This window comes from Armatimonadota bacterium, from assembly GCA_017303935.1.
Classification (GTDB): domain Bacteria; phylum Armatimonadota; class Fimbriimonadia; order Fimbriimonadales; family Fimbriimonadaceae; genus JAFLBD01.
The window spans coordinates 111,350-125,193 of sequence record JAFLBD010000002.1 but is presented as its reverse complement, the minus strand read 5'-3'; the positions used below and the strand labels follow the sequence as shown (position 1 = coordinate 125,193).

Genomic DNA, 13,844 nt, shown 5'->3' with positions numbered 1-13,844 from the left:
ACACTCTGGTATGGTCTGCAAGATGCGCCAATTGCTTTGTTTTGCGGTTTCGATTTTCTTGGTGGGGTCGGTTCGCGCTGAGAAATTGGTGTTTGTGCCCACCGCAGTACGCCCCCAACTCGGTACTTTGCGCCTCGATTTTCTTGCTGAAGGTGCCAGCATCAACAACAGAAATCTCTCGTTGATCGGTAGTTTCGGGAACATGTATGAGTTCGGGTTCACCTACGAAAAGTTGAGAGGTAAAGATCGAGGTGATGCCAGCCTAGATTTAGCGATAAACCTTGTCCCTGCGATTCCAGATTACGGGTTCGGGTTCACGTTGGGTGTGGTGGATACCGTCGGGAATACGGTTCGAGGCAGAGGTTTTTATGGCGCGGCTACGTTGCGTTTCAACAACGATCAGGATATCAATGGGATGACTCCCACGGATGTTACGATCGGTGCCGGAACGGGAAGGTTTGACGGATTCTTTTTAGCGTTTCGATATCCATTCACCAACGATGTGAGGCTAATCGCCGAACATGACTCGCACCAGCTCATGGGTGGGATGGAGATTCAGATTTCGCGGGATCAACTGCTTCGTTGGACGGTGCGGGATCGAGAGACTTTTCTGGGCTTTTCTGCGAAAGTGGCCTTTTAAGTTCTAGCCCAGCCGCTCTTGTCGCTTCTAGAAGCCAATCCTCCAGGAGTTGATTAAATTTCTCGCGAGTTGCCTTGTCGTCGCCCTCAATTTCGCAGTCGGCATAGGTAAATGGTTCTCCGAAAGCTACGACCATCCGGTGTCGCTTGGGTTTCGACTGGCCCTTCGGTAGTACGTTGTAGGTTCCGTGAATCCCCACCGGCAGGACTTTGGCTCCTGTACGCTTCGCGAGCATCGCTGCGCCCGCGGTGATCTGGCCAAGGGTCTCGCCGTTGCCACGGGTCCCTTCTGGGAACATGAGGACTGCGCGGCCTTCCTTCAACAATTTGATCGCCAGCTTGATTGCTTCGGTATCCCCCGAACCGCGGCGAACCTTAAACGCTCCCAGGCTCTTGATCAGAGGGCCAAATAGAAACGGCTTAAACAGTTCTTCCTTGGCCATGAAGGTGATGGCGCGCTTCATCGAACACGCAACAATGGGCGGATCCAAGAAGCTGAAGTGGACTGGTGCGACAATAATCGGGCCCTCCAGGGGTTCGTGCTCACGGCGAAGAACGCGAAAGCCACCTAAAGCAGGGTAGACCAGCGTCCGAACGAGCGCTCGAATGAACCGGTACCAGGCTGTGCCTCTATCTCCCACGCCAAACAGTATAGCTTGACAACGAACTCTCCACGGTGCACAATGAATCCGTAAGGATGCGGGTGTAGTTCAATGGTAGAGCGCGACCTTCCCAAGGTTGATGTTGCGAGTTCGAATCTCGTCACCCGCTCCATCCCTACCGATCGGTGCCAATCACAATGAACCTGAGCTGGTGGGAGCTGGAGCCGTTTCAGACCGAATGGGACTTTGTCATCGTCGGTGCCGGTTTTGCTGGGTCCTGGTGCGCGTACGAAATCCTCAAGCGCTTCCCAAGCTGCAAATTGGTCATTCTCGACCGAGATTGCCGGCCTTTTGGTGCATCGATCAGGAACGCTGGATTTGCTTGCATGGGCAGTCCAAGCGAGATGATCAGCGATTTTGAACGCATCGGCGAGGCGGATACGCTCAAAAATGCTGCAATGCGCCTGCGCGGGATTCGCAAAATCGTAGACGTTCTCGGACCTGAATCGGTCGGATACGAACCGTGCTTTGGATACGAGCTATTGACCCAAGAACTGCCGTTCTTCGATTCGGTGAAGGCGAATATATCTGCCCTGAATTCTAACCTAGTGCGAGCCCTCGGAGAAGAGGAAGTGTTCTCGGATGCGACCCATGAGATCGCATCGCAGGGCATGAAGAAGTTTGACCTAATGGTCAAAAACCGGCTCGATGGTGCGATTCACAGCGGTCGGGCCTTGAGCAAACTACACCAATTGATCCAAGGCATGGGCGCACGTATCCTGCTTAATGCCGAAGCACAGGCAGTGGAGAAGGACCGAGCTTCTCTGAAGAACGGTCATTCAATCCGTGGACGGATAGTTTTGCTCTGCACGAATGCGTTTGGACCGTTGATCGTGCCAGAACTCCAGATCGAACCCGCTCGCGGCCAGGTTATGGTGACGAAGCCAATAGCAGGCTTGCAGCTCAATGGCACATTTCACATGGATGAAGGCTTTGTCTACTGGCGGCACTTGCCCGGCGGACGAGTCCTGCTAGGTGGCGGGCGCAATCAAGCGTTCGACGAAGAGCGCACTACTGCGATGGAGACCTCGGATCGAATTCAGAACTGGTTAGAGGAGTTTCTCACGCGGCATTTTGTCCAGGGCGAAGCATTCGAAATCGAACATCGCTGGGCAGGGATGATGGGCTTTACTCCGTCGAAGACAATCGAATTGACAGAGATTGCGGGTGGCGTTCTTTCGGTTGCTGGATGCAATGGGATGGGAGTTGCCCTCTTGCCAATCGTGGGCGAACTTGTCGCAGAAAAACTTTGCTGAGAAACGAAATTAGGCCGAGAAGACAAGCTTCTCGGCCCATTTCGCTCGCAAGGATTCGAGGTTACTTTGTCGGTGCGATCACAACGTGACGATTTGGCTCTTCGCCTTCGCTGTACGTTGTAACTCCTTCATATTCAGAGAGCGCCTTGTGGACGATGCGTCGCTCGAAAGCTGGCAGCGAATCGAACACAGCTTCTTCGCCGCGCTTTAGAACTTCTTCGGCGACTTCCTGAGCAAGCTTGGTGAGCGTCTCTTCTCGTCGCTGGCGATAGTTGTTGCCGTCGATCGACACACGTGCACCAGAGGCGACCTTCTTGGAGATCACGAGGTTAGAAAGGTATTGCAACGAGTTAATAACTTCGCCGTGCTTGCCGATCACGTGAGCGGCGTCTTTGCCCGCGAGTTCGAGATTCACGTACTTACCCGTTAGGCTCTTGAGGGTGATGTCGACATCGAAGTCAGCAAAGTCCAGAATTTCGCCAACGATTTCCATGATTTCGTCGGCATCAGCTTCTGTAGCTATGACTTCTGGTTCAGCTGGCGCATCTGACTTTGGCTCTTCTGCCTTAGCTGGCTTTTCTTCCTTAGCACTCTTGCTCGAAGCTCTGGAGGTGCGTTTTGGCTTCTCTGCTGGCGCAGCAGACTCCACAACAGCCTTTTCTGGCGCGGGCTCTGGTTCTGGCTCTGCTTTGGCGGGGGATTTCTTTGCGCGGGCAGGCTTGGCAGGTGCCTTGGCGTCTTTGTCGATGACGGTCACTTCGACCTTCATTTTCTTCTTGCCGAAAAGCCCGGCGGTTTCTTCGATGACCTTGAGGTCAATTTGATCGACGGCTACTCCAAGTTGCTTTGCAGCAGCTTGCTTTGCTTCGTCGATGGTCTTGGCTTGAAGCTCCAATGTTTCCATGTTTTTTGTTTCCTTGCGATTACAAATTGTCGATTGTTATTTTTTGTTCTTGTTCTTCTCGTTCATTTGGCGTTCGGACTCTTCCATAAGCTTTTGGAAGAAGCCGCTCTTAGCTCTTGCGCCACCAGCCGATGTTGCCACCTTGGTCAGTGGTGGAACAGGCAGCTTGGCCGCTCGGAGCGATTGCGCGGTCGAGAACAAGTTTAAGAAAATCCAATACAGCACGAACGCGCTTGGGAGAGGATAGAAGAACATCATCACGGTGACAGCGACCGAAACCGCCACACCCATGATGCGTTGCTGTTTGGCATTGCTGGGATCGTTAACAGGCTGAAGATAGGTTGCAACAACCATCGAGACGCCGTAGATCACGAGTAGCAAAGTGTCCGACTGCCCTAAATTTGGGGCGACAAAATTGCCCATTGCCGCGTGGGTTCCTGGATTGATCCAGAGGAAGGTGCCCTTAAGGAATTCAAATCGGTAGTGAAGCATCGACTGGAACACCAATAGGAACAATGGAAGCTGCAACAGAGCGGGGCCACATCCAGCGGCTGGGTTGATCCCGTAGTCGCTGTATAGGCCCATCGTGTCTTTCTGCATCGCGACAGAATCCGTGACTTGGCCTTGCTTGTTGGTGTACTTTTCCTTGATCTCTTTTACCAGCGGCTGCAGCTGCATCATCTGCTTAGACCACATCAGCTGTTTTTGAGCGAGTGGATAAACGATTGCACGGACCACCAGTGCGAGAAGAAATGCGGCGAAGGCGTAGCTGAAACTTGGTGCGCTGCCGGTGAGCTTGACCAATCCGTCAATCGCGGCATAGCCTGGGAAGAATCCCCAAACCAAGTCCACCTTATTTCTGGCGCTTAGTTCGGTGACCGTCTTTTCGTACAGCGAAGAGGCAGTGATTCGGGAGTCTGGGTAATTCTTTCCAGGCGTCACCCCCACTTCCAAGTTTTCCCAGATCGGCATTGACCCGTACGTCTTTCGGGCACCATCAAGAGCGTTGAACGCGTTTTGCAAGCGATCAATTTTGTTGAAATCGAGTCCTGCCTTTGTTTGGGCATGAGCAGCGAGCAAGAGTGCTTTGAGCTGCTTTGAATCGGTGACAGCCTTTTCCTCCTTGGAATTCCGGGCTTCTTCATTCAAACGGCCTTGGTAGGCGTGAAGCTCGGATTGGATGCTGACCTCGCGCCCTTCAGCATTCATCTTTTGTAGATTGGCGTAAATCTCCGATGCCTTTCGGACATCCGCCGGCTTGTTCATGCCGCCAGTGAGCATGTTCATGCCCAAGAAGATGGTTGCTGCAAGCAACAACGCCGTCATGATATTTGAACCGGGTTTTTGAGGTTGACTCATGATTTATGGGACAGGGTCATGGCCTCCTGGGAAGAATGGATTGCAGCGGCAAATCCGCTTGAAACCCATCCATGATCCTTTGATAAGGCCATATTTTTCAATCGCTTGAAGAGTGTATTCCGAGCAAGTAGGTGAGTAGCGACAAGTAGCGGGCCTCCAACGGGTTGATTTTTGGTAGAGCCGAATTAGCCAGATGCCGATCTTTCTTCCCATTCCTGTTCGATCCTAGCAATGAGCTGGGTGAATTCCTCCTTAAGTACTGCGTGCGGTGCGCGATCTGCGTTTCGAAGTCCCACCACACAAAAGTCGAGGTGAGCTGGGGTGGGCGTGGATACAACGATGGATCGGAGTCGCCTTCTGAGTCTGTTTCTTCGGGCGTGGCAACCAATGGTGCGCGCGATGGCAAAACCAAAATAGCCCTGCCCTGATGTGGCAACAACCCGAATGTAGTCTCCCTTTGCGGTCAATGAGGAACGGAAGACTTGGTCGAATCGTTTGGGGCTGAGGCTTTGCTTTATCGTGCTGCCAGTCGGTGTCGACCCTTCAGTCGTCGTCGCTTGAGGATGTTTTGTCCGTCAGTGGTTCGCATTCGCACTCGAAATCCGTGCGTGGTGAACTTGTGGCGGTTGTTAGGCTGATAAGTGCGCTTCATAAATCTGTCCGGGCCAACTTAGGGCCAGTTGTATAAGGAACCGAAAGGATACCTCAGTGAATCTAGCGTTCTCAACCGATGGGTCAATTTCTGGAAACGATTCAACTTTTTTGACTTTTTGCAAGTGTCCAAAAGAGAGGGATTAGGTTCAAAATGCCCCATCAAAATACTGTTTTTTGCGAATACTGGTAAAAATGCGTTAATACCAGTATTTTTACTAGGTTAACCTGATAGGTTTACCTGGAATACACCTTTCGAGCGCAGCACTTCTGGCCCCCAACCAGTGCCCAGAAGCCAACCAAGGATGGTTGAACGTTGCGATCACGGAGGAACAAAAAACATGTCTGCATTTCGCGTAAATACGAACACTCTCGCTATGACCTCGCTGCGTATTCTGCAGCAGACCGGCGACAACTATGGTAACAGCATGACCCGTCTTTCGACAGGTCTTCGAATCAACAACGCTGGTGATGATCCAGCCGGTTTGATTCTCTCGGAATCGTTCCGAGCACAGATTTCTGGCATTGATCAAGCGATCCGCAACAATCAAGACGCCATCAACTATTCAAAGACGGCTGAAGCGTCCTTGGACGAAGTCAACCGACTTCTTCGAGATGCCCGTTCGCTCTCGGTTGCTAGTGGTAACACCGCGACTTTGGACGAAGCTCAACGCCAAGCCAACCAAACCCAGCTTAACTCGATCATCCAGTCGATCACTCGAATTTCGCAAAGCACCGCTTTCGGAAAGAAGAAGTTGCTCGACGGATCTAGTGGAACCGTGGCAATCAGCACGAGCGGCGCCAACGTGGAAAATATGAGCTTCAGCGGCGTGTTTGGTGGCTATGCTCTGAACCAGAACACGACCGTGACTGTAGATATGGTCACCTCGGCTGAGCGAGCAAGCGTTGCTGCAACCGCGACCTATGCCTTGGCAACTTCGGTGGTTAGCGCAGGATCGTTCACGATCAATGGCGTGACATTCACTGCAAACGGTTCTGACACGATCGCTGACATCGTCAGCCGAGTGAATACAGCATCGGCACAGACCGGTGTTACAGCAACTTGGGCTCCATCCGGTGCGGTAACTCTTTCTTCGAATGCCTTTGGTTCGAACGCCCGAGTGGATCTTGTCGACTCTACTGGAATTCTCTTGACATCGCCAGGCGCCGTGTCTGACACAGGTGTCGATGCTGTGGCTGATGTCACCGTTGATATCAATGGTTCCACAGCAGGTGGATTGACCACTGTGACCTTTAATTCGGGTCAAGGATTGGAGCTTCGAGACATCTACAACAACGTCATCCGAATGACTGAAAACGGCAACCTCAGCATGGCTGCGGCAGCACGTGGCACGGTCACGGCGGGTAGCGCTACATTCCAAATCGGTGGAAATGCTAACGAGACAACGAGTTTGTCGCTCGGCAACTACACTGCATCGGAACTCGGCAAAGGCGTGGTCAGCAGCAAGAACTTGAGCAGCATCAACATCATGAGCGCTGCCGGTGCCCAAGAAGCCATTCAGGTGATCGATAAGGCGATTCAGGACATCGCAACGGCCCGAGGCGGAATCGGTAACTTCATGCGAAACATCCTGGAATCCAACGTCCGATCTTTGGGAATCCAACGAGAGAATCTCGCAGCAACTGAGTCAACTATCCGAGACGTTGATGTTGCAGCAGAAATGACGACCTTGACCAAGTATCAAATCCTCCAGCAGAGTGGTGTGGCGATGCTTGCTCAAGCGAACCAGGCTCCACAAAGCGTTCTCTCGCTACTTAGAGGTTAATTTATAGACTGAAGGATCCCTTCCGAGCCCGAATCTCGTCGAAGGGGTCCAACCAGTTTGATTCGATTTTTGTGTTGCAAGATTGAACGTGAGCTCAGTCGTTTCGTTTGCCGCCAGCTTTTGATTTCGGTTTTTTTCCGTTCGTGACGCAACAGACAAAAAGCAGTGCCCGGCCAATTTTGGCCGGGCCTCTTTGCATTTGAACCTATAGCGGTCGGTTGGGTGATGCCATTCGCAAAGGCCTCAATTGCCTCTGAACTGGTCCCGTAGGCTCTGATGCAAGTTCACCGTAGAGATCATATTCGGCGCCATCGACGATCCGTACGCGTTGGAAAGTGCCTAGCGGATGTTCGCCCCGGACGTAAGTCAGGCCGTCGATTTCTGGAGCGTCTCTAAAGCTTCTTCCAGCACTCCATCCATCCTTCACTTCCTCGACCAGCACGTCGATCTCTTTGCCGACCCAATCACGGTTCTTTCGAAGGCTGATGCCTTGTTGCACGCGCATGAGTTTGTCGTATCGCTTTGTTTTGGTGCGATGCGGAACCTGGTTCGGCATGTCAAAACTAGGGGTTCCAGGTTCTTTGCTAAACAGGAATGCGCCAACACGGTCCAATTGAGCCTGCTGGACAAATTTCACCATATGGTTGAATTCTTCTTCGGTTTCTCCAAAAAATCCAACGATGAACGTCGTTCGAATCGCCGCGTTTGGCATCGCCGATCGGAGGTCTTCAAACAGTTTCAGGTAGCGATCACCGTCCCACGGTCGCTTCATTCGCCTGAGCGTTTCTGGATGGGTGTGCTGGAGAGGGATGTCGATGTAATGCAACACCTTGTCCAGGGTCGCCATTGCATCAATGACTTCAGGCGTCAGTCGATTCGGATAGAAGTACAGCAATCGAATCCACCGCAGGCCCTCAATCTTGTTAAGCTCTTTGAGCAGCTTCGGCAGCGTAAATTCTTTGTAGAGATCAAACCCGTACTGCGTGACATCTTGCGCGATGAGGTTGAGTTCCTGAACGCCGGTTCTAACCAAATGGTTAGCCTCCTGCAGAACTCTCTCTATCGGTTTGCTTTGGTGATTGCCTCTGAAGCTTGGAATTGTGCAAAAAGTGCAGCGATGATCGCACCCTTCGCTGAGCTTTAGGTATGCAGACCACGGATTGCCGGGCCGCGTGCGCGTCTCCACTTCAGCCCAGATATGGTGCGGCGGACCGACTTCCATCAACCGCTCGGAACTGTTTAGGGTTGTCTTGACAATCTGGTCAAATCGGCCCATCTGTCCAACACCAATGTAGGCGTCGGCGCCTGGTGCCAAACGTGCCAGCTCTTCACCCATACGTTGAGCAAGGCATCCAGCGACGATGACTTTTCCTTGCCCCTTTGATCGAACAGCTTTCTTAATCGCCTCAATCGACTCGGCTTTTGCTGCTTCCAAGAAGCCGCAAGTGTTGATGATGGTGACGTCTGCGTGGGGAGCTCCACCGTCCACGGAATATCCAGAACCTTGCAAGACTCCGGCGATTTCTTCGGAGTCCACTTCATTTTTGGCGCATCCAAGCGTGATGATGCGCACGTTCTGGGGTTTGGACATCCCCCTATTATGAATCTACTTCGGCGGCTTATTCAAAAGAATGCGCAATCCCGTTGTCCAGTACGCCTTTGTGAACCGCACATCCGGGTGACGTTTGACCGCATTCATCCACTTTTGCATAGCACCCGGTCGGTTTCCGTCAATCAACAACCAGACAGCTTGGTACAGTTCATTCGAAGCGTTTTGCCGTTGATGCTGCCGCTCGATCTTGGCTCGCTCCAGTGGCGACAATTTTGCCCCGTACATTTCCAAAATGCGCGCCATATCGGCGGTCTTTCGCTCGACAGCCGAAACCGATTTGCTATCTCCGTGCATTCGGTATCCCGAGAGCGGTCGCCCAAATGTTCGGCACTTTTCTCCGCCAAAAGCGAGTCGGCACCAATACTCGTAGTCCATTCCAAAGTAGAAGCTCTCGTCAAACGGACCATATTTATCGTGCAATTCTTTTCTTAGGAAAGTCGACGGGTGCGCCACCGTCTGTCGAACCAACCACCTCCCCGGAGAATCCGGTACTTCCGGAATCATGACTTCCGTCTTTTGCTCGCCACGACTTGGGCCAAAGTACAAACTTGGCGCGGTCATCCATTTCAGGCTCGGATCAGCGGCAAACTGCTCTCCAACAAAGTCCAAAGCTCCTGGAAGGTAGGTGTCATCGGAGTTCAAGATCGCGACGATATCACCAGTTGCTTTGGCGAGCCCCTTGTTGATCGCATTCGTCTGCCCCGAGTCCTTTTCGCTGACCCAAAAGGTGATTTGATCAGCAAATTTCTTGATGACTTCAACGGAATTGTCCGTGGAACCGCCATCAATCACAATCAATTCGAGATTCGGATATCGCTGGGAAATGATAGAAAAAAGTGTTTCCTCCAGATACTGGCCCTGGTTGAAACTCGGTGTGATAACGGTAATTTTTGGAAGGTTCATGCAGGTCTTAACTCAGCTTTTCGATCACAACCGGGCGACGTTCAACCGGATTATCGGAGATTTCGATCGCGGCGGATAGTGCCAATTCGGCGGATTGAGCACTTTCTTCAGTCGCGGCACGAATCTCAAAGATCGGCTGACCACACTCTACTTCCTCACCGATCTCATTGAGGGTGCTGATTCCAACCAAATGGTTAATTTGGTCGTCGAGACCATGGCGTCCTCCTCCGAGATCTACCACTGCCTGACCGACAGCATCCGCTGAAATTCGCGAAATCCAACCTGCTCTTGGCGCGCAAACATTGACCTCATGCGCCGCTAGCGGCAGGGCACAAATCTCCTCTAGAGAAAGCGTCGACCCTTGAGTTTTGAACCACTCTGCACACAAGGCAAGAGCTCGGCCGCTGATCAGCGATTGTTCCGATTTCTCCCGAGCGTCATCAGGGTTGTTTGCTTTTCCAGCGGCGAGCAGCGCGCCCGCGCAAAGTTCGATACAAAGCTCTGTAAACCGCTTCGGCCCGTCGTTCGAAAGCGTCCAAATTGCTTCCTGAACTTCATTCAAATTTCCGGCGGCGCGCCCCAATGGCTGGTCCATATCGGTGATTTCGACCCCCACTTTTCGTCCGAGCCGCTTCCCGATTTCGATCATCGTCTGCCCTAAGTTTCTGGCCGATTCGATGTCCGCCATGAAGGCTCCAGAACCGCATTTGAGGTCGATTGAGATCACTTCCGCCCCGCCAGCGATTTTCTTGCTGATGACACTACTCGCGATGAGCGGGATGCTGGCAACGGTCCCCGTCACATCGCGCAATGCATACAGGGTTTTATCGGCAGGAGTCAATTGCCCGCTCTGGCCCGTCAAAGCAATCCCGATTTTTGCAGCCTGTGACTTCATTTCCTCAAGCGACAAGTTGGTTCTAAAACCTGGGATCGACTCGAGTTTGTCGATGGTTCCACCGGTTTTGCCAAGTCCGCGACCACTCATTTTCACGGAGGTCAAACCGCACGCGGCCATCATTGGGAGCACCACCAAAGTGGTTTTGTCACCGACTCCGCCAGTGCTGTGCTTATCGGCCCACGGTTTTGGAAGCCCATCGAGATTGAGCTGATCGCCCGACTCTGCCATCGCTTGGGTGAGCAGCGCGGTCTCGTCGAGAGTCATTCCACGCCAAACTACGGCCATCAGCCATGCCGCGAGTTGAGCTTTGCTGACACCATTCGGCGATCCTTCATAGTCTGGGCGCGTTTCATAAGCGGCGGCCGCTTCGACGATAAATTGAATCTCTTCTCTGGTGTGCTCTCCACCGTCACGCTTCTTCTCGATGAGCCTAACAATGTTCATAAATCAGCGTTCACCCGGCAAAACGATGCCACGCATGATCACGCGCTGGCAAAGCAAGAACACGATCAAAGTTGGAATAGCGGCGATGGTGACCGCGGCCATCATCACGGCCTTTGGTGCAGTGTTCTGGAGTTGATAAATGAACACCATGATCGTCCACATCGAACGGTCTTGGCAGACCAAAAACGCATACATGAAGGCACCGTAAGCACCCATGAAGCTGAGCAACGCGAGGTAGCCCAATACGGGCTTGCTCAACGGCAAGGCGATCTTGCGCAGCATTGTCCACTCCTTAGCGCCATCAAGCTGACCGCTCTCATAGAGTTCCTGCGGCAAGCTGTCAAAGAACCCTTTGAGCAAGAAAATCATATAGCCGCTTGCCGCTCCGGGCAGAACTAACGCGGCAAAGGTATTCAGCAAATGCAGGTCCTTTAGCAAAAGGAACGAGGGGATCATCGCCACTTCTGCTGGAAAGGCCATTGTCGCGAGCAAGAAAATGAGAATCTTCCCAGAAGAGGGGAGCGGGTACCGGCTCAGCGCGTACGCCGCTAAAGGGTTTACGATGAGGTGGGTGAGGATGACAAGGCAACAAAATAGCGCTGTGTTCGCGATCGCACGCCCGTTGATAAGCATGTAGTCCAGAACGTAGCGATAGTTACGTGAGGTGAATTCTGATTTGATCTCGCTACTGTGGGCGACGACGAATTGCTGATCGAAAGACCGGACCGGCATGACCGTTCCAAATTTGGCATCCCATCTAGCTTCCGGACCACCGTCTTTCAGGCCATCTGGCAGTGCCTTCGCCTCGAATTCTTTGAAAATTTCCGATTGGGGATCAATTCGCAGTTCCTCAAAGGTCTTGGCAGGACCCGCGATTTCGGGCGGAACTTGTCCAATCTGGTTCTGGTACTTGGCCCGAATGTACTCCTGGACCATTCTGGACCGGAGCATTGGGATTCGGAATTCGGGACCGAGCGACTTCTTGAATTCCAACCAGTCAGCCCATTTTTGCCCCACGCGCGGTTTCCACCCTTTCTTGTCGAGCTGTTCTATTGGCGGCTGGACAGTTTGAAACGCGATGTTCTCTTCGATGTAGGCGACGTTGAGCTTGTCAATTGAAGAAAATTTATCGCGCAACCAAGATTGATATTTCAGGGATAGTTTTGAGGTCACCTGGTTCGGCGCGGTTCGAAATCCTGCGTGCCACTGCATCGGATCCAACTCTGTTAGGAATTTCTCGTATTCGGCGAGTTGCTTTCCGTCTTCTGGCCTAGCTTTTACCATCGCCAAATAACTTGCGTTACCAGCATATTTGTCGTCGAAGAACTTGTCTTCAACTTTCTGTGCATCGCTCCAAAACGCTGGAATGAGCTTGTTCTCGTTTTGGTCAGTGGGGCCGGTGAATCCGGTGGTGACCATGAGAAGGAAAGGGTAGATCGTCGTCAAGGCGCCCAAAATCAAGATGGTGTAAATCACTCCCATCGCGATTCGAGCCCGAGCTCGTTTTCGGCCGACCTTTCCTACTAGTGGCATGCTAGAAACCAGTTTAACACGTCGGGGTGCATGGCGCGTTGAAGTACAATTGAGACAATCACACAATGTTGTGCGGAGAAACCGATGCGAGTTCCATTCTTAGACATTAAGCGCCAGTACATTGACCTTCAAGACAAGATCGATGCCGACCTCAAAGAAATTTTGTCGACCGGCGCGTACGTACTGGGCAAGCACAACAAAGGGCTGGAAGAAGAGGTCGCCAAGTATCACGGAGCGAAGCATGCGATTGCCGTGAACAGCGGTACGGATGCCCTGCGGATCATGATGGACGCTGCCGGAATCGGTCCTGGTGATGAGGTCATAACTGTTTCCTTCACGTTCGTCGCAACGATTGAGGCGATCATCCAGACCGGCGCAACTCCTGTTTTCGTCGACATCCGCGCTGAAGATCAGATGATCGACCCTACAAAGATTGAAGCGGCGATCACTTCGCGAACTAAGGCGATCGTGCCGGTGCACCTTTGGGGTCAGCTGGCTGATATGGCAGCCATCAATGCGGTGGCCGAGAAGCACGGAATTTTGGTGCTCGAAGATGCCGCTCAAGCCATTGGAAGCCACTGCAACGGCAAGTACGCCGGACGATACGGGCACTCTGCCGGAATCAGTTTCTATGTCACCAAGAATCTCGGCGCGGCTGGTGATGGCGGAATGATTATCACTGATCACGACGGTGTCGCGGAAACTTGCCGGTCGATGCGTGTGCATGGAATGGGCCGCGAACGATATTACTACGATCACATTGGCTACACGAGCCGAATGGCAGAGCTTCAAGCAGCGATCCTCCGGCATAAGTTGACCCAGCTCGAAAGTTGGAATACAGCACGTCAAGCCGTTGCCGCTAAGCTCATTGCGGGGCTGCAAGGTTCGGGTGTTGAGGTGCCGGTCACTCTCAATGGCAACAACCACACCTGGCACCAGTTCACCATTCGATCTAGTCGGCGGGACGAGTTGCAAGCCTATCTAAAGGAACGGGAAATCGACTCCATGATTTATTATCCGGTGCCGCTGCACTATCACAAGCCGTACCAGCACCTCGCCGCGAAGGGCAGCCTTCCGATCACGGAGCAGACAAGCAACGAGGTTTTGAGCTTGCCAGTGCATCAATATCTGACAGATGAAGAGATTAACCATGTGGTGAGTTCGGTTCGAGAATTCTCCGCTGTCACAGCCTAATC

14 protein-coding genes and 1 tRNA gene are annotated in these 13,844 nt (G+C 52.5%); 5 read left to right on the top strand and 10 right to left on the bottom strand.

From position 1 onward, the window contains the following. The first annotated feature begins 10 nt into the window (after window positions 1–10). Window positions 11–640: a hypothetical protein gene (locus J0L72_05190; GenBank protein MBN8690173.1), complete on the top strand. Its 630-nt coding sequence runs from the start codon at window positions 11–13 to the stop codon at window positions 638–640. Here the strand turns inward: J0L72_05190 and J0L72_05185 are convergent. Continuing rightward, entirely contained in the window at window positions 537–1,280 is a 744-nt protein-coding gene (locus tag J0L72_05185; GenBank protein ID MBN8690172.1) for a 1-acyl-sn-glycerol-3-phosphate acyltransferase, read from the bottom strand. The two genes, J0L72_05190 and J0L72_05185, sit on opposite strands and share 104 nt — an antisense overlap. Before the next feature lie 58 nt (window positions 1,281–1,338). Here J0L72_05185 and J0L72_05180 point away from each other — a divergent pair. Beyond that, window positions 1,339–1,413: transfer RNA gene (locus tag J0L72_05180), tRNA-Gly, on the top strand. A gap of 25 nt (window positions 1,414–1,438) precedes the next feature. Further along, window positions 1,439–2,557 (top strand): FAD-binding oxidoreductase, encoded by a 1,119-nt coding sequence (locus tag J0L72_05175; protein ID MBN8690171.1) that lies wholly within the window; start codon window positions 1,439–1,441, stop codon window positions 2,555–2,557. A gap of 61 nt (window positions 2,558–2,618) precedes the next feature. Here the strand turns inward: J0L72_05175 and J0L72_05170 are convergent, their stop codons facing one another. From J0L72_05170 to rpmH, 5 genes are read right to left on the bottom strand one after another with little or no spacing between them, the layout of a single operon-like run. Next, a complete protein-coding gene (locus J0L72_05170) occupies window positions 2,619–3,461 on the bottom strand; it encodes a KH domain-containing protein (GenBank protein MBN8690170.1) in 843 nt (280 codons plus the stop codon). A gap of 36 nt (window positions 3,462–3,497) precedes the next feature. Then, window positions 3,498–4,820 carry a membrane protein insertase YidC gene (locus J0L72_05165; GenBank protein ID MBN8690169.1) on the bottom strand — a complete coding sequence of 441 codons (1,323 nt, stop codon included), beginning with the start codon at window positions 4,818–4,820 and terminating at the stop codon, window positions 3,498–3,500. 3 nt (window positions 4,821–4,823) lie between these two features. Further along, on the bottom strand, window positions 4,824–5,033 hold the full coding sequence (yidD, locus tag J0L72_05160; protein MBN8690168.1) for a membrane protein insertion efficiency factor YidD: 210 nt from the start codon (window positions 5,031–5,033) through the stop codon (window positions 4,824–4,826). Beyond that, window positions 5,006–5,287, bottom strand: a complete 282-nt coding sequence (locus tag J0L72_05155; GenBank protein ID MBN8690167.1) for a ribonuclease P protein component — start codon at window positions 5,285–5,287, stop codon at window positions 5,006–5,008. The genes yidD and J0L72_05155 overlap by 28 nt, the downstream gene beginning before the upstream one ends. A gap of 47 nt (window positions 5,288–5,334) precedes the next feature. After that, window positions 5,335–5,472, bottom strand: coding sequence for a 50S ribosomal protein L34 (rpmH, locus tag J0L72_05150; GenBank protein ID MBN8690166.1), 138 nt, complete (start codon window positions 5,470–5,472; stop codon window positions 5,335–5,337). 340 nt (window positions 5,473–5,812) lie between these two features. Between rpmH and J0L72_05145 the strand changes: the two genes are divergently transcribed. After that, window positions 5,813–7,258 (top strand): hypothetical protein, encoded by a 1,446-nt coding sequence (locus J0L72_05145; protein MBN8690165.1) that lies wholly within the window; start codon window positions 5,813–5,815, stop codon window positions 7,256–7,258. 205 nt (window positions 7,259–7,463) lie between these two features. On the opposite strand, the gene rimO is transcribed toward J0L72_05145, so the two are convergent. From rimO to J0L72_05125, 4 genes are read right to left on the bottom strand one after another with little or no spacing between them, the layout of a single operon-like run. Then, entirely contained in the window at window positions 7,464–8,849 is a 1,386-nt protein-coding gene (gene rimO / locus J0L72_05140) for a 30S ribosomal protein S12 methylthiotransferase RimO (GenBank protein MBN8690164.1), read from the bottom strand. A 15-nt stretch (window positions 8,850–8,864) separates the two neighbouring features. Beyond that, window positions 8,865–9,773: a glycosyltransferase gene (locus J0L72_05135; protein MBN8690163.1), complete on the bottom strand. Its 909-nt coding sequence runs from the start codon at window positions 9,771–9,773 to the stop codon at window positions 8,865–8,867. A gap of 7 nt (window positions 9,774–9,780) precedes the next feature. Then, window positions 9,781–11,115, bottom strand: coding sequence for a thymidine phosphorylase (locus tag J0L72_05130; GenBank protein ID MBN8690162.1), 1,335 nt, complete (start codon window positions 11,113–11,115; stop codon window positions 9,781–9,783). Window positions 11,116–11,118: 3 nt separating this feature from the next. Further along, the gene (locus tag J0L72_05125) at window positions 11,119–12,648 is read right to left on the bottom strand and encodes a carbohydrate ABC transporter permease (GenBank protein MBN8690161.1); all 1,530 of its coding nucleotides are present in this window, start codon (window positions 12,646–12,648) and stop codon (window positions 11,119–11,121) included. Between the two features lie 84 nt (window positions 12,649–12,732). Here J0L72_05125 and J0L72_05120 point away from each other — a divergent pair, with 84 nt between their 5' ends. After that, complete coding sequence (locus J0L72_05120; protein ID MBN8690160.1) at window positions 12,733–13,842, top strand: DegT/DnrJ/EryC1/StrS family aminotransferase; 1,110 nt, start codon at window positions 12,733–12,735, stop codon at window positions 13,840–13,842. Window positions 13,843–13,844: the final 2 nt, after the last annotated feature.